This window comes from Neglectibacter sp. X4 (assembly GCF_009917365.1).
In the GTDB taxonomy this organism is placed as follows: domain Bacteria; phylum Bacillota; class Clostridia; order Oscillospirales; family Acutalibacteraceae; genus Acutalibacter.
Genome location: NZ_QWLE01000055.1, coordinates 1 through 15,391, shown reverse-complemented (window position 1 = coordinate 15,391; position 15,391 = coordinate 1). Strand labels below are relative to the sequence as shown.

Below are 15,391 nucleotides of genomic sequence, written 5' to 3'. Positions count from 1 at the left end.
CTTTTTTATGCTTTTTTCTTATTTTGCTCTTTTATACCTTTAACTTAATGACATTGGCCAATCAAAGGTACGATTCGAACAAAAAAATAAGCGTACCACTATCTCTAATGATACGCCTATCCCATTCAATTTCTAAGAGCCTGTTGCCCGCTTTTTATCAACAAGGTGGACACTACATAGACACGTTAATTGCCCAAACCCTTTATTTTCCGTTTGTGTTCCCACACCCGATATCAACTACCACTGAAACATCAAAGTAGTTTTTGAGGTGCTTATTTCGGATTTTTTCACCCTCCGAAGTGAACATGAAATGCTTCGCAAAGTGCCTAAAATAAAGGATTTCTACGAGGTTTTCTTTTGTATCAACACAATAGTCTCCACATGCCCTGTCCCGGGGAACATATCTACTGGCGCGACTTTCTGGGGCAGGTAGCCCAGCTCCGCGAACAGCTTCAAGTCTCGGGCCAAGGTGGCGGGATCGCAGGAAACATAGACGATACGGCAAGGGTTCATAGAGGCCACTGTGCGGACAAGGGCAGGGGAACAGCCCTTCCGGGGGGGATCCAGGACAATGACCTGAGGGCATGCCCCTTCCTGCGCAAGCTGTGCTGCGGCCTTGGAGGCATCTGCGCAAAGGAACCGGGCGTTTCCCACGCCGTTGCGCTGGGCGTTCTCCCGGGCATTTTCCACAGCCTGGGGGATAACCTCCACGCCGGTAAGGCTTTCGGCCTGGGAGGCCATGGAAAGGCCGATGGTGCCGGTACCGCAGTACAAATCCAGCAGGGTATCCCCAGGCGCGAGGGCTGCAAACTCCGCCGCCTTTTCATAAAGGCGCTGTGCCTGGGCGGCGTTTATCTGGTAGAAAGAAAGAGGGGATATCCGGAAGGTGAGACCGCAGAGATTATCCTGAATGTATCCCGGGCCGTACAGGGTGCGCAGCCTCTGCCCCAGCGCCACATTGGTTTTGTCCCGGTTTATGTTGAGCACCACGGTGGTAAGCTTCGGCACTGCCGCCCGCAGCGCGCCCACCAAAGATTTCTCGTCCCGCAGCCTGTCGCCGTTTATCACCACGCAGGCCATTACCTCCCCGGTATTCGCCCCCTTCCGCAGGTAAAGCCTGCGCAGGGTGCCCTTGTGGGCGGTTTCGTCATAAACTGTCTCGCCGCTTTTCTCAGCCCAGGCCCGGAAGGCCTCCATCAGGGTGTTGAACTCCGGCGGGTGCAGGCGGCATGCCTGACAGTCGATAATGCGGTGGGAGTTGACCGCGTAAAACCCCATAACAAGCCTGCCGTCCCTGTCCCTGCCCAAGGGCAGCAAGGCCTTGTTCCGGTAGCCCTGCCGGTTTTCCGCCCCTAGGATAGGCTCCACCGGTAAACTGTGAAAGCCCCCTATGCGCTCCAGGGCGTCTGCAACCCGCTGCTGCTTTAAGCGCAGCTCCTCCTCATAGGAGATGTGCCGGAAGCAGCAGCCCCCGCACTGGGCAAAATAAGGGCAGTCCGGCTCAACCCGGCAGGGGGCAGGCTCCAGCACCTGCTCCAGCCTGCCATAGCAGAAATTTTTTTCCACCTTGACAATGCGCACCAGCGCCCTGTCCCCAGGAGCGCCCAGGGGCACAAAAACCGCCATCCCCTCATGCCGGCCCAGGGCCGCCCCCTGGGCTGTAACGCCTGTAAAGACAAGCTCTATCATATCGTTTTTTTGTAAAGCCATAGTGCCCTCCCCTGCCCGGTATACAAATCCCCTGCCCTCCAGAAGGGGCAGGGGACAAGGAATACCTGTTCCAAAGAGTTTTCCGCAAGGTGACTAAGGCCGCAGGACTCTGTCCCGCACCCTGCTTCTCGCCTGCCGACTCGGTCGGCTCTGGACGGGAACGCTAACGCATAGCGTTTGCGTTTTGCCACATGGCACGCAGCGGCTCCTTTTGAAAGAAGGGGAAACATTTCCAAAGGGAATGTTTTGATCCTAAAACCAATCCTTTTGCAATTTTGGATTTCCCTTCTCTAAACCCTGCGTTTTAGTCACTCTGGGAATTTTATACACACGGATATCCCTCAGTTTTTCACGAAGAACTGGTCGTACCAGACGATGAAGGTGTAGAAAGACCATATCTTCTGCATGTTCCGCGCCTTGCCCGCTTTGTGGTCGTCCAAAAGCTTCATAAGCTCTTTTGTGACAAAGAACTTTTCCGCAATATCGCTTTGGAAAGCCGCCTTTACCTTGTTGTAATACTTGTCCTCCCGCAGCCAGTCGGAAAGGGGCACCGGGAAACCCAGTTTCTTCTTGTTGGCGGTGCGCTCGGGAAGCTGCTTGATGGCGGCGGAGCGCAGGGCTTTTTTGGTGGTTTCTGTGGCGCAGTCGGCCCGGAACCGGGTGGGAATGCGGGTGGAAAGCTCCAGCATCTTTTTGTCTAAGAAGGGCACCCGCAGCTCTAAGGAATTTGCCATGCTCATGCGGTCGGCCTTTAAGAGGATGTCGTAAATCATCCAGGTGTGCATGTCCACATACTGAAGCTGGGTAGGCTCGTCCAAGTCTGGCACCTCGTCAAAGTACCGCTTGCTGTATTCTTCCGGCAGCCTGGAGGTGATGGGCCGCTTTAAGAATTTCTGGCGCTCCCCGCTTTGGAACACGTAGTTTGCCCGCATAAACCGCTGCCAAGGCTCCATAGCCCCCCGCACGAGGAAATGCTTGCCCTTAAACTCCGGCAAGCGCCCAGCCACAGCCCCGGCCATTTTCCGCAGGGGGCGGGGGGCCTTTTTGGTATAATCCTGGAAGTGCCCCCCTTGCAGGTACATGGGGTAGCCTCCGAAAAGCTCGTCCGCGCCTTCCCCGGAAAGCACCACCTTCACGTATTTCCGGGCATTTTTTGCCAGGAAATACAGAGGGATTTCCGAGGGGTTGGGCAGAGGCTCGTCCATAAAATACTGGATTTCCGGCATGGCGTCGAAAAATTCATCGGCAGACACCTTGTTGGAGATGTTGGGCACTCCCACCACCTTGGAAAAGTCCTGGGCATAGGAAAGCTCGCTGTACTTTTCCTCTTCATAGCCCACAGAAAAGGTTTTCACCTTTTTTGTGCCCTTGGAAATCTCCTTCACCACATAGCTGGAATCCACCCCGGAGGACAGGAAACAGCCCACCTCCACGTCGCTTATCTGGTGCATGGCCACAGACTCGGTAAACTCCCGGGTTATCTCCTTTTCCCAGTATTCCAGGGATTTGTCCTCCTCAATGTTATACTGGACGCGGTAATACCGTTCCACCTGCAATTCGCCGTTTTGGTAGGTGAAGCAATGGGAGCCGGGCAGCTTCCACACATTTTTGAAAATGGTGCGTTCGTCGGGAATGTATTCATAGGAAAGGTATTCCGGTATCAGCGCCTCGTCCAGTTCCTTTTCAAAGCAGGGATGGGATAAAAAGCTTTTAATCTCCGAACCGAACATAAACTGCCCGTCCTTTTTATAATAGTAAAAAGGCTTGATGCCGAAAATATCCCTGGCCCCGAAAAGCTTCTTATTGTTTTTGTCCCAAATCACAAAGGCAAACATGCCCCGCAGCTTCTGCAAAATCTCCGGGCCGAATTCCTCATAGCCGTGAAGGATGGTTTCGGAGTCGGACTTTGTGGTGAAGCTGTGGCCCCGCTTTAGGAGATCCTCCCGCAGCTCCTGGTAGTTGTAAATTTCCCCGTTAAACACCAGCACCTTGCTGCCGTCCTCGTTTAAAATGGGCTGGCGCCCTCCCTCCAGGTCAATGATGGACAACCGCCTAAAGCCCAGGGAAATATCCTTGCTGTCATAATAATGGGCGTCGTCCGGCCCCCGGTGGATAATGCGGTCTGCCATGGCGCGGATAACCGGGCCAGGCTCCTGCACCTGGGGGCTGTTCATGAATCCTACAAATCCGCACATTTTGCGTCACTCCTTTTTTTGCTGGGTGGGCGGGGCTTTTTTAGGGAGTGTCCAGACAGCGCGTTTTATATCTGCAGCGCAAAACCGCGGGACTCCGTCCCACACCCTGCAACCCCTTTTAAAAAAGGGGTTGATCCTAAAACCAATTCCTTAAATTGATAAATTTCAATTTATTAGCTCTTCGTTTTAGACGCTCCCCTTTTTTATGTCAGCAGGTTTTCGTATTCCGCCTTTAATGCGCCGCCGCAAAGCTGCACACAGCGCTTAGAAAGCACTTCCAGGGCGTCCAAATATCCCGGCCCCAGAGGCGCGCTTTTCTTGATGAGGGAAAGCTCTGTGCAGCCCAGCACAATGCTGTCGCAGCCCTGGGCGTAAAGCTCCTCCTCCGCGGCCTGGAACTTTTCCGGGCTGGCTGGCTTTCCTGCCTTTATTTCATCGTAAATCATGGACATTACCAGCTCCTGGCAGGCAGGGGAGGGAAGCTGCGCCTCTATGCCCGCTTCCCCTAAAGCAGACTGGAACAGGCCCATGCGCACGGTGCCTGTGGTTGCCATCACGCCGGTTTTCCTTCTTCCAGCCCGCCGCAGTTCCTCCGCCGTTTCCCGGAGCATATGCACAAAGGGGACGGGTATCCCGCCGGAAAGCGCTTCATAGAAATAGTGGGAGGTGACGCAGGGCGCGCAGAGCACCCCGGCCCCCAGGCCCGTAAGCTTTTGGGCCGCGTCCCGCAGGACGGGCAAAGGGGAAGGCTTTGTGTTGTCCAGGATATAGGCTGTACGGTCAGGGACAGCCGGGCGGTTGAAAACAATCACGTCCAAATGCTCCTGATCGGTTTTTGCGTCCGTCATTTCAATGATAAGCTGTAAAAGGTAGGCTGTAGCCATAGGCCCCATGCCTCCGATAATGCCCAGGGTTTTTTTCTCGGCCAAAAAAAGCCCTCCTTCCTAAAAACAGCAGGAACCCCCGGCAAAGGTTTCGGGGGTGCAGGGGGGTGCTTTCCTGAAAAGCACCCCCTGCCTGCCGGAGGCATCTAGTCCCGCAGGGCCTTGTTGTTAAAGTAACGCTTATACTTCTCAAAATAGTGGAACTGGTTTTTCCGGTAGTTTACCCAGCGCTTAAAGGATCGGTCGCCCTGGTAATAATAAGAATGGCATACCTTGCCCGCTTTTAAAAGGGCCTGGGCCTCGGCTTTGGCGCTCTCGGAGCGGACATACTCAAAAATAATCTTTGTAGGGATAATCGTCCACAGCACCCTGTCCTTGATGACAGTGCAGCCCATCTCCTTGTGATCCAGCACATCCTCCACCAGCCATTTTGCCAGGTTTCCCCCGGCTGCGGTGACGTAAAAGCTGCTGCGGCCCTGGCGCAGGTTCATCTCGAAAAGCTTGTAGGTGCCGTCGCGGGAGTCAAACTTCATGTCGAAATTGGCAAAGCCCACATAGCCAATGCCCTCCAGGAACCCTTTCATCTGCTGGTTAAGCTTTTCGTCATAGCCGTTTATAATGGCGGCATAGCTGCCAATGCCTTCGGGCGAATGTTCCTCCAGAAGGGCGTTTCCCAAGGCGATAAGCTTCACCTTTTTGTCCCGGCCGCAGTAGCAGTTCATCACCCGCATATTGCTGTCGTCCCCGGGGATATATTCCTGCAAAATCAGGTGATCCTTATAGCTGGAGGAGTATATAGCCTTTAAAATCGCGTCAAACTCCTCCTTCGTTTCCGCCACAAAGACCTTTTTCTTGTGGGGAAAGGAGCAGTTCCAGTAGGCTACAGAGTTGGAGGGCTTGATAATGACAGGAAAATCAAAGGGGAGCTGGATGTGTTCGTGCTCTTCATAGGAGCATGTGGTGGTTTTGGGGAAGGAAAACCCATGCTCTGTGCAGACCTCATAAAAGCTTTCCTTGATGGAAAGGCGCATGAGCAGATCTTCCTCAATGCACTCGAAGCGGTACAAATCCCGCAGCTTGTCCTGGTTGCGCACCAGCAGTTTGATGTAGTTGTCCCCGCAAGGGACAAGCAGCAGCTTTTTGCCGGTGTTCTGCCATTTTTTGGCATAGTCCCGCAGTGTCCGGACAAAAACCTCGTCGTTCTCCAGATCCGGCTCCACCACTTCCACCTTCACGATTTTGCTGGCGGTGCAGGGTCCTAAAATCCCTTTGCCCACAGCCACGCTTGCAAGGCCATAGGCCTCATGGAAGGATCGGGCCATGCCATATACGTTTATATCGCTGCCCAAAAGCACAGGCTGGAAATCATTGCGCTTTTCCATGGTTCACCTCCGGGAAGAACTGGCGGTACCACACCAGGAAGGTGTACACCGTCCAGATGCGGCGGCTGTTGTCCGCCTTGCCCTCTTTATGCTTTTCCAGAAGCTTCAGAAGCTTCTCTGTGTGGAAGAAATGCTGGGCGTTGGCGCTTTCAAACTCCGCCTTCACCGTGTTATAATACTTGTCTTCCTTCAGCCATACCCGGGTGGGCACCGGGAAGCCCAGCTTCTTTTTGCCCGCCCACTTTTCCGGCATGCGCCGCAGGGCGGCCTTCCGCATGGCGAATTTGGTGTTCTCACTGTTTACCCGGTACTTTGTGGGGATGCGCCCGGCTAAAGCCATAATCTCCTTGTCCAGGAAGGGCACCCGCAGCTCCAAAGAGTTTGCCATGCTCATCTTGTCCGCTTTCAGAAGGATATCCCCTACCATCCACATGTTTAAATCCACAAACTGCATCCGGGTAACAGCATCTTTGCCCGGCACCATGTCATAATAGGGCTTCACCATCCGGGCAGGGGACTGGGCGTCTGTGGGTTTTTTCAGCAGCGCCCGACGCTCTTTCTCCGTAAACATATAGGCGTTGCCGATAAACCTGTCTTCCAAGCGCTTGCCCCGGCGCACCAGGAAATTAAGCCCCCTGCGCGCCGGCAGCAGCCCTGCCAAAGCGCCTATGGCCCTGCGGACGGGGAAGGGGATTTTATCATACCAGGGCACTTCCAGCGGCTCCTTGTAGATATTGTACCCGCCGAAAATCTCGTCGGCCCCCTCGCCGGAAAGCACCACCTTCAAATGCTTTGCCGCTGTGTTGCACACGAAATATAAAGCCACTGCCGAAGGATCTGCCAGCGGCTCGTCCATATGGTACTGTATTTTAGGGAAGTTCCCCCAGAACTCCTCCGGGGTGATGACCTTGCTCACATTTTTCACAGGGATCAGCTCTGAAAGCTCCTGGGCATAGTGGGTTTCGTTATAGCGCTCGCCGTTGTCAAAGCCCACAGTGAAGGTCTTGTCCACATGGGCCGAACAGGCCACATAGCTGGAGTCCACCCCGGAGGACAGGAAGGATCCCACCTCCACGTCGCTGACCTTGTGGGCCTCCACGCTGTTATCGAACACCTTTTCAATCTCGTCCACCCAGTAGTCTAAAGGCTTGTCTTCTTCGGCGGAAAATTCCGGCAGCCAGTAGCGGGCAATGTCCATCTTCCCCTCTTTATAGGTAAAACAGTGGGCGGGGGGCAGCTTGTAGACGTTTTTGAAGAAAGTCTCCGGCCCCGGGGAATACTGGAAGGAAAGGTAATGCTCCAGCGCCCTTTCATTCAGCTCCTTTTTAAACATAGGATGGTGCAGGAAGCTTTTTATCTCAGAGCCAAAGAGGAACGCCTCCCCCATCCGGGCATAATACAGGGGCTTAATGCCGAAAAAGTCCCGGGCGCCAAAAAGCTCTTCTTTTTCCTTGTCCCAAATGACAAAGGCAAACATGCCCCGCAGCTTGTTCAGCAGATCTGTGCCATATTCCTCGTAGCCATGGAGCAGGGTTTCCCCATCCCCCTTGGTGGAAAAGGTGTGGCCCCGCTGCAGGAGATCTTCCCGCAGCTCCTGGAAGTTGTAAATCTCCCCGTTAAAGACCAGCGCCTTGCTGCCGTCCTCGTTGAAAAGGGGCTGCCGCGCCCCCTCCAGATCAATAATGGAAAGCCGCCTGAAGCCCAGGGAAACCAGGCCGTCCATATAGTAATCGGCGTCGTCCGGCCCCCGGTGGGCAATGGCGTCGGTCATGCTCTGCAAAACGCCCTTGTCCAGTTGGGAGTCCCCGCCGCCGGTGAAGCCTATAAATCCGCACATACGTCTATCGTCCTTTCCTCCCCGTCCCAGAGCCATGCCCCTGCGCAAATAAGCGGGCAGGGAACCGGGCGGGCATGTTTGCAGGCGCAAAAAAACCTGTCCTTTCTCTAGTATAGCACAATCTCCTGAGAAATGACAGACTTTTTTCCGTATGTTGGTTTTTTCACCGCAAAGGCGCGAAAGCCTTTTGGCCCTGCCCTATTGGTCTGCTGTCTTCTGCACGTCCTCCCCTGCCGCATAAGGGCTGCCGGGCTGCTGGCTGCGCACAGTGTACAGGCTTTCCCGCTCTGGCTGCATGGCCTGCTCGGTGCGGTGGATGAGATCGAACAGGGCAGGGGCGTGCTGGGGGAACTCCTCCTCCAGAAGGCCGGGGGACAGGGCCGGAATATCCTCCTTTGCCACGCCCTGCCTGCCGTTTACCGATTCGCCGTTGAGAAGGCACCTGCTCTTTGCCATAGACAGCACCATGCCCGCCTCCACAGAGGCAGTGAACAGCCCCCTGTCCAGGGAGAAAAGCCCCTGGGGGTTCCGGGGGCCGGCAGAATACAGCACCCGGAAAGCCCGGTATACGGCGGCGGAAAGGAAGGTGGAAACCTCCCGCGTCAGGGTTTCGTTATTGATTTTTTTCAGCAGAGCGAATACAATATGTATAGAGCCTGCAAGCACCCGCTGGTGGTACTCCGCCAAGGCATGATGCTTCCGGGGCCTGCCCACAGGCCTGCCGGGCAGATCCTGTACGGCAATAACCGCGCCGCTGCGGTGGGGGGTGCAGCCCAGCAGATAGTCGCAGGAAACGCCGTAATACCTGGCGGCCCGCACCACAAACTCCAGCCCCGGCTCCCGTATGCCCTTTTCATAGTGGGACAAAAGCGCCTGGGGGATGGTGAGATCTTGGGCGGCCTGCTTCTGGCTAAGCCCTTTTTCTTTTCGCAATAAGGTAAGTATCCTGGGAAAGTCGCGGTTCAAATTCATCTTCATCTACCTCTACCTCGCTGGTCTGGCGCGCACCGGCCCGCCACAGGCCGCGCACGTACACAGAGGCTGAAAACGCCGCCTTCCGGCGCCCTTGTCCCTGCTTGGATTTATGATTTTGATAGGAAAGATAAAAGTAAGCCATGGGGTTTGGGGCTTGTTTTGAAAAGCTGCGGGCGCCGCCTTTTCGCCCCAGGCAGGCGGGTTCTTAAATCATACGCCCCCATGCCTTGAGCAAAAATCCGGCCGTTTCCCTGTTCGCAAAACAGGCCCTTGAGCCGGGCCGCCTATCCTAAGAGGATAGAAAACCCAGACGCTTGTGTATTTAATTATAGGACAGGAGAAATACAATGTAAAGTGTAAATTCTGCATAATTCTACACTTATTTTTTGTACAATCCGCTTTTCTATATCTTCTTCCGAGAAATAAGCAGGCTTTTTTTCTAAAAAAAGCCTGTGTTTTCCTCACTTTTTGGAACAGCGCGGACAGAAATAAAAGGATAATATATTTTTCCTATTTTCTAAAATTTGCGTGATTTTTTTACAGCAATGCTATATGAAGGAAAAGCGTGTAAAACTATAAAAGAAAGGAACGATACCGGGCTTAGGGCTTGTTTGAAAATAGAGAAAGTGCCGGATTTTTAAGACAAAACAAGGTGGTTTTCAAGGCGGAAACCGCAAGACAGGCTGTCGCCTGTCGAGGATTTCCAACACAGGAAACGCCTGTTTTGGACAAAAAGACGGTGTTTGCGATTTTTCAAACAAGCCCTAAGAGAAATTTCTGATTTCTTTTTGCATAAGCCCCGTATCCTGCAGTATCTGCCATGAAATCTTATATCATCCATTTTATCCGGAACATGCCCTGCGAGGGGAACCTGGAGGGGCGCTACATCGGGCGGACAGATTCGCCCCTTGCCACAGAGTCCATTGTCCGGCTGGCCCGCATGAAGCGGGAGCACCCGTACCCGCGGGCCAGCCGCTTTTTTGCCAGCCCCTCCACCCGCTGCGTGGACACCCTGAAAATCCTTTACCCGGAGGCTGATCCAGAGGTGGTGCTGGAGCTGGCGGAATGCGATTTCGGCCAATGGGAAAACAAAACCGCCCAAGAGTTGCAGCACGATCCCCGTTTCCGCCAATGGATGGAAGGAGGCGGGCAGTCTGCGCCTCCGGAGGGAGAGAGCAGCCCGGTGTTTGTCCAGCGGGTGTGCAGGGGCTTTGAAATGCTTGTGCAGAACCTGATGGCCCAGGGCCAAAGCTCGCCCCAGCAGTCTGCTGTGTCGGCGGCGCTCTGCGCCCCTGCCGGGGTGCTCACCGCGCTGCTGGCTGCCTACGGCCTGCCCCGGGCCCCTTTCTATGATTGGATGTGCCAGCCAGGCTGCGGCTATTCCCTGCGCATCACCCCAGGGCTGTGGATGCGCGGGCAGGTGATGGAGGTGTTTGCCACCCTGCCCCAGGGCGCCGGGGAGGGAGGAGCAGATCACCTGGTGCTGGATCTGGCCCGGGAAGCGGCAGAGCGGGCTTATGGGAAAGGGCTTTCCCCGGAGGCAGGCTCTTGACTTCCGGCGGCAGGGATGGTATAGTAAGCGCATTTAAAATTCTGGCTGCTGCCGGTTCCATGCGGGCGCATTGGAACCGCGCCGGCAGGCTATGAAACACATATTTTACTTAAGAAAGGAGCTGCGGGGCTTATCCCGCAGCCAGGTGGCAAAAATGCTGGTGAGAAAACTGCGCCCAGAGGAGCTTTGGCAGGCCCGGCTGGTTCAGGCGGTAGCCTTTGAGGGAAGCTTCGATCTGGCAGAGGAAAAGGAAAAGTGCAAAGCAGGCAGCTTTAGCGAGGACGCTGCCTATGAAAAAAGCGCCGACTACTGGGCAGCCTTTGGGGAGGGGGAATCCCCTTGCGCCTGCCTGGTGATGAACCATTTCCAGGCCCGGTTTGACGGGCACGTGGTGGGCCTGGGAGGCGTGGGCGGCGTTGCCAGCCTGCCGGCAAACCGCCGGGGCGGCGCGGTGCGGGCCTGTATGCAGGAGGCGCTGAGGGGCTTATATCGTCATGGAGACGCGCTCTCCGCCCTGTACCCCTTCAGCACAGGGTATTATCAGAAATTCGGCTATGCAAACGGCGTGGAAAGCCGCCTGTGGGAGGTGCCTATGGGGGACTTGCCCCAGGGAGACTTTGGGGGGCGGGTGCGCCAGCTTTTCCCCGGGGAGGATTTAGCCCCCCTGCTCGCCGTCTATAACGCTTTTTACCACGAATGCAACCTGTCCGTCCTGCGGGAAGTTTATGACAAGGAGCTTCTGGAAAAGGATCTGCTGAAGGAAAAGCGTTACATCTATCTATGGGAAGATGAAAAGGGAGAACCAGGCGCCTTCTGCATTGCCGGGCGGGACGGGGATGTGCTGGACATGCGCACAGATTTCAGCGCCCGCAACGGCTTCCTGTTCCGGGATGCCCGGGGCTTCCAGGCCCTGCTAAGCTTTATCCGACGGGCTTTCCTTTCCAATTTCAAAACGGTGCGTTTTGCCCTTCCAGCCTGGGCGGCAGTGGCCCCTTTGCTGCCGGAATGCGCCCATATGAAGCGGGAAAGCTTCTTTAACGGCATGGTGCGGGCTGTAAACGTGGAAAAGCTGCTGGGCCTGTGCGCCTGCAAGGGGGATGGGGTTTTAACCCTGGAGGCAGCCGATCCCCTGCTGGAGGAAAACAATGCTGTGTTCCGCCTTTCTTTCCGGGAAGGGACGGAAAACCAGGTGGAGCGCGTGCAGGAAAAGCCGGATATCCGCCTGGGCACAGGGGAACTGGGCGCGCTGCTGTGCGGCGTTCACAGTGTGGAAGCGCTGCGCTGGATGCCCCAGGTAAAGGTGGAAAATCCTGCCGCCCCTCTCGCCCAGGTGTTCTATCCCAAGCCCTGCCATGTTACAGAGCTTTTCTAAGCAGAGAAAAAGGGGCGGAAACCTTTCCTGCCTTGCAATCCACTGAAAAAAAGTGTATAATTTTAACAGAAGCTGGAACAGCCTGTAAGGCCTTCCCGGCAAAACTGCTCAGAAAGGGATAGAGGTTCGTATGGGAAATGATGTTAAGCGCTGGCTGGACGCCGAAATGCAGGACTTTGCAGAGGACATGAAGGAATTTAACAGCGGCACCATGAAAAAAGTGCCCCTGTGGATGTTCATATGCGTGGCGGGGATGGTGGCGCTGGGATTCCTGGTGGGCGCGGAGTGGAGCTATGTGCTGCGGCTGCACCTGCCTGTGGGCGTGGGGCTTGCCCTGTTTATCTGGCTGTGCTTCTGGCTGCAGAACCGCGGCGTATCCATGAAAAAGGTGCGGGCTTCCTATGAAAAAGCCCTGGGCGCCTTATCCCCCCAGGATCAGGCGGGCTTTGCCAGCCAGGCCCCCCAGTGCGGGAAGGCGGGCTTTGCAAACCGCCTGACAGACAAATACCCTGCCCGGCTTACGGTTGGCCCGGAATACTGGCTGTATTTCAGGGACTTAGGCTGCCAGGTGTTCCGGGTGGCGGACATGAAAAGCCTGCACGCCCGGGAGGAACATACCCGGGTGGGCTATACGGTAGGTAGCACCCGGGTGCGCCAAAGCCTGGGGACAGGCGTTTCCCTGGTGGTGGAATACCGGGACGGCACAGCCTTTGCCGCTAAGGACAGTAGCCCTTCCATTTACCTGGAAAACGCCAAACAGTTGGAGCAGGCCTATGCACTTATCCGCGCGCGCTGCCCCAAGGCCCAGGCACTGCTTAACAAAGATGAAATATAAGGAGAGAGTGAACGCTATGAAAACAAGGAAAAACACTGGAATCCGTTTGCTGGGGCTGGCCTTGGCCCTATTGCTGGTTCTGTGCGGGCTGGGCGCCTGTTCGGGGGGAGAAGAGGAAAAGCCGGAAGAAACCCTGTATCCCATCACCCTGAGCGGGACTGAGATACGGGTGGGGGAAACCACTGTGCAGGCCCTGCTGGATAAGGGATTAAAGGTCACCTGGTCAGATGAAAACTATGAGCAGATAGAGGTAGATCCCAGCACCACGCTGGAGGAAAATTCCTACTATACCGGCGGCAGCATTTGGATAAGCGACTCCCTTTTCGCCCACATCTCCTTTGCCACAGAGGAAGCCGCCCCCCTGGGCCAAGCCGTAATAGCCCGGCTGGAGTTCCAACTGTATGGGGAGGAGGACGAATCTGTACTGGAGGAAATCAGCTTTGACGGCGTGCCTGTCACCCAGTGGACCCGGGACATGGCCGGGGAAAAATATCCCGACTGGACAGGGGATGAGGTTATGTGGCTGCATTACGGGTTAGACTATAAGTACGATTTGAATTTCGACATTTCCACAGGCAAGATGACCAAGTTTATTGTAGAGCGGACGTACGACGTGGACTGGTCGGGAGGCAACCAGTAAAAGGAGGAACAGCCATGACGACAGCCTATAAGGAATGGACGCGCCCGGCAAGCTCCGGAGAAGGGGAGATTTTCTCCCGCAGTTGGACAGGGGAATCCCCCAGGGCGGTGATACAGCTTGTCCACGGCATGGCGGAGCACAGCGGGCGGTATGACCACTTTGCCCGGTTCCTGGCGGCAAACGGCTTTGCCGTCTGCGCCAACGACCACGCAGGCCATGGCATGTCTGCCCGGCAGCAGGGGTATTTTGCCGCCCGGAACGGCTGGGAGCATGTGGTGCAGGATTTAAACGCCCTGATGGACGAGGCCGCCGGGGAACATCCCGGCCTGCCCCTGTTCCTGCTTGGCCACAGCATGGGATCTTTCCTGTCCCGGTCTTACCTGGCCCGCTATGGGGAGAGGCTTTCCGGCTGCATCCTGTGCGGCACCATGGGGGAAAACCCCGGCATCAGGGCCGGCAAAGCCCTGGCGGCTATGCAGTGCAGGCTGCGGGGGCCTAAGTCCGCAGGCAGGCTGCTGGATAAAATTGCCACAGGCAGCTACAACAGCCGCATAAAGAACCCGGTAAATTCCGCGGCATGGCTGTCTACAGTAGATCAGGTGTGCCTGGACTTTGCCGCAGACGCCATGTGCGGCTTCCCCTTCACAGCTTCCGGGTATTACGACCTCTTTACAGGCCTTGCGGAGATAACCTCCCCCCAGTGGGCGGCCCGGGTGCCCCAAAACCTGCCCATATTCCTAGTGGCGGGAGAGGAGGACCCTGTGGGCAGCTATGGGGAAGGACCCAAACAGGTTGCAAACTGGCTGCGGGAAGCTGGGGTGAAGCAGGTGGGCTTAAAGCTGTATCCCGGTATGCGCCATGAGATCCTGAACGAAAAGGACAAAGAGCAGGTGTATGCCGACCTGCTGGGCTGGCTGCAGGGGCTGCTCTGATGAGCAGGCGCGGTGCGGGCCGCTCTGGCCGGCAGCCAAAGCGGGCGGCAGAGAAATACGGGAAGAAAGGGACGCCCCGCCCAAGGAAAACCTGCAAGCAGGGCAGCCCCTCCTCCGCTGGCCCCGGCCCGGAGGAAAGCCGACTTGGGGGTGAAAATGTGGAATGGTCTGGGACAAAGGTACACGCATTTTTAGACATGTACAAGCAACTGGAGGATGAACTGGAGGATAAATACCGCCATGCCAGGCGGAAATGCTCCAGCGTGGTGTTTGAGTTTACCAAGGATCCAGAAAGCGCGCCCATCCGGGATAAGCTGAATGTGTGCCGGGAACTGCGCAACCTTCTGACGCACAACGCCAACCTGAAAGGCATCCCGGTGGCAGAGCCTTCCGTTCCCCTGATGGAGGCCATGCAGGAGATCCTGGACTTTGTGCGCAAGCCGCCCCTGGCCCTGGAGTTTGCCACCAGGGGGGAGCAGGTGATGAAAGCCTCCACCCACCAGAAGGTGATGCGGGTGATGGAGGTGATGGACAAAAACGGCTTTTCCCATATTCCCGTGATGAACAACGGGACGTTTTTAGGCGTGTTCAGCTCCGGCGTGATCATGCGCTACCTGCTGGGCAGCCGGGGAGAGGGCATCACCCCGGACACTACCATTGGCGACCTGCGGGACTACATATCTGTGGAAAAGCACGCGGAGAACTATGAATTTGTAGCAAAGGACACCAGCTACCTCACGGTGCGGGAGATGTTTGAGAAGGTGAAGGGCCGCAACCAGCGGGTTTCGGTGATTTTCATCACAGAGCAGGGGCGGCAGGATCAGAAGCTTCTGGGAGTGCTCACCCCCTGGGACGTGCTGGGAAACTTAGACTGAAAAAAGGCTGGCAGAGCTTTGCTGTTTGCGCCTTTGGAATCCGGCGTTTGCTGGGTTTCAAAGGCGTTTTCTTATAGGCTGTGCCGCCCTTTTTTCATATGCCCACGCAAAGAGGCTCCGGTCAAGTTCCGGAGCCTCTTTGCAGAATGAATCCTCTCGTTTAAATATTAAAAAAACCTCTTATTTTTTACAAAAAAGTGTA

The 15,391-nt window shown here is 55.7% G+C and carries 12 protein-coding genes; 6 read left to right on the top strand and 6 right to left on the bottom strand.

The window, feature by feature from the left end:
- Window positions 1–342: 342 nt before the first annotated feature.
- The 6 genes from rlmD to D1841_RS14265 all read right to left on the bottom strand — a co-directional run bounded on the left by rlmD (window position 343) and on the right by D1841_RS14265 (window position 8,941).
- The gene (gene rlmD, locus D1841_RS14290) at window positions 343–1,710 is read right to left on the bottom strand and encodes a 23S rRNA (uracil(1939)-C(5))-methyltransferase RlmD (RefSeq protein ID WP_160643564.1); all 1,368 of its coding nucleotides are present in this window, start codon (window positions 1,708–1,710) and stop codon (window positions 343–345) included.
- A 341-nt stretch (window positions 1,711–2,051) separates the two neighbouring features.
- Window positions 2,052–3,905 (bottom strand): asparagine synthase (glutamine-hydrolyzing), encoded by a 1,854-nt coding sequence (asnB, locus tag D1841_RS14285; RefSeq protein ID WP_160643566.1) that lies wholly within the window; start codon window positions 3,903–3,905, stop codon window positions 2,052–2,054.
- A 203-nt stretch (window positions 3,906–4,108) separates the two neighbouring features.
- On the bottom strand, window positions 4,109–4,834 hold the full coding sequence (locus D1841_RS14280) for an aspartate/glutamate racemase family protein (protein WP_237076348.1): 726 nt from the start codon (window positions 4,832–4,834) through the stop codon (window positions 4,109–4,111).
- 101 nt (window positions 4,835–4,935) lie between these two features.
- On the bottom strand, window positions 4,936–6,171 hold the full coding sequence (locus tag D1841_RS14275) for an ATP-grasp domain-containing protein (RefSeq protein ID WP_160643568.1): 1,236 nt from the start codon (window positions 6,169–6,171) through the stop codon (window positions 4,936–4,938).
- On the bottom strand, window positions 6,155–8,008 hold the full coding sequence (asnB, locus tag D1841_RS14270; protein ID WP_160643570.1) for an asparagine synthase (glutamine-hydrolyzing): 1,854 nt from the start codon (window positions 8,006–8,008) through the stop codon (window positions 6,155–6,157). The genes D1841_RS14275 and asnB (D1841_RS14270) overlap by 17 nt, the downstream gene beginning before the upstream one ends.
- Window positions 8,009–8,206: 198 nt before the next feature.
- Window positions 8,207–8,941 (bottom strand): helix-turn-helix transcriptional regulator, encoded by a 735-nt coding sequence (locus D1841_RS14265; RefSeq protein WP_237076349.1) that lies wholly within the window; start codon window positions 8,939–8,941, stop codon window positions 8,207–8,209.
- An 862-nt stretch (window positions 8,942–9,803) separates the two neighbouring features.
- On the opposite strand from D1841_RS14265, the gene D1841_RS14260 reads away from it, so the two are divergent.
- The 6 genes from D1841_RS14260 (at window position 9,804) to D1841_RS14235 (ending at window position 15,189) form a co-directional block, all read left to right on the top strand.
- Window positions 9,804–10,535 carry a histidine phosphatase family protein gene (locus D1841_RS14260; protein WP_160643576.1) on the top strand — a complete coding sequence of 244 codons (732 nt, stop codon included), beginning with the start codon at window positions 9,804–9,806 and terminating at the stop codon, window positions 10,533–10,535.
- Window positions 10,536–10,626: 91 nt separating this feature from the next.
- The gene (eis, locus tag D1841_RS14255) at window positions 10,627–11,907 is read left to right on the top strand and encodes an enhanced intracellular survival protein Eis (RefSeq protein ID WP_160643578.1); all 1,281 of its coding nucleotides are present in this window, start codon (window positions 10,627–10,629) and stop codon (window positions 11,905–11,907) included.
- Window positions 11,908–12,037: 130 nt separating this feature from the next.
- On the top strand, window positions 12,038–12,742 hold the full coding sequence (locus tag D1841_RS14250; protein ID WP_160643580.1) for a hypothetical protein: 705 nt from the start codon (window positions 12,038–12,040) through the stop codon (window positions 12,740–12,742).
- 16 nt (window positions 12,743–12,758) lie between these two features.
- Complete coding sequence (locus D1841_RS14245; RefSeq protein WP_160643582.1) at window positions 12,759–13,382, top strand: hypothetical protein; 624 nt, start codon at window positions 12,759–12,761, stop codon at window positions 13,380–13,382.
- A 14-nt stretch (window positions 13,383–13,396) separates the two neighbouring features.
- Complete coding sequence (locus D1841_RS14240; RefSeq protein WP_160643584.1) at window positions 13,397–14,314, top strand: alpha/beta hydrolase; 918 nt, start codon at window positions 13,397–13,399, stop codon at window positions 14,312–14,314.
- Window positions 14,314–15,189 carry a CBS domain-containing protein gene (locus tag D1841_RS14235; RefSeq protein WP_160643586.1) on the top strand — a complete coding sequence of 292 codons (876 nt, stop codon included), beginning with the start codon at window positions 14,314–14,316 and terminating at the stop codon, window positions 15,187–15,189. The genes D1841_RS14240 and D1841_RS14235 overlap by 1 nt, the downstream gene beginning before the upstream one ends.
- Window positions 15,190–15,391: the final 202 nt, after the last annotated feature.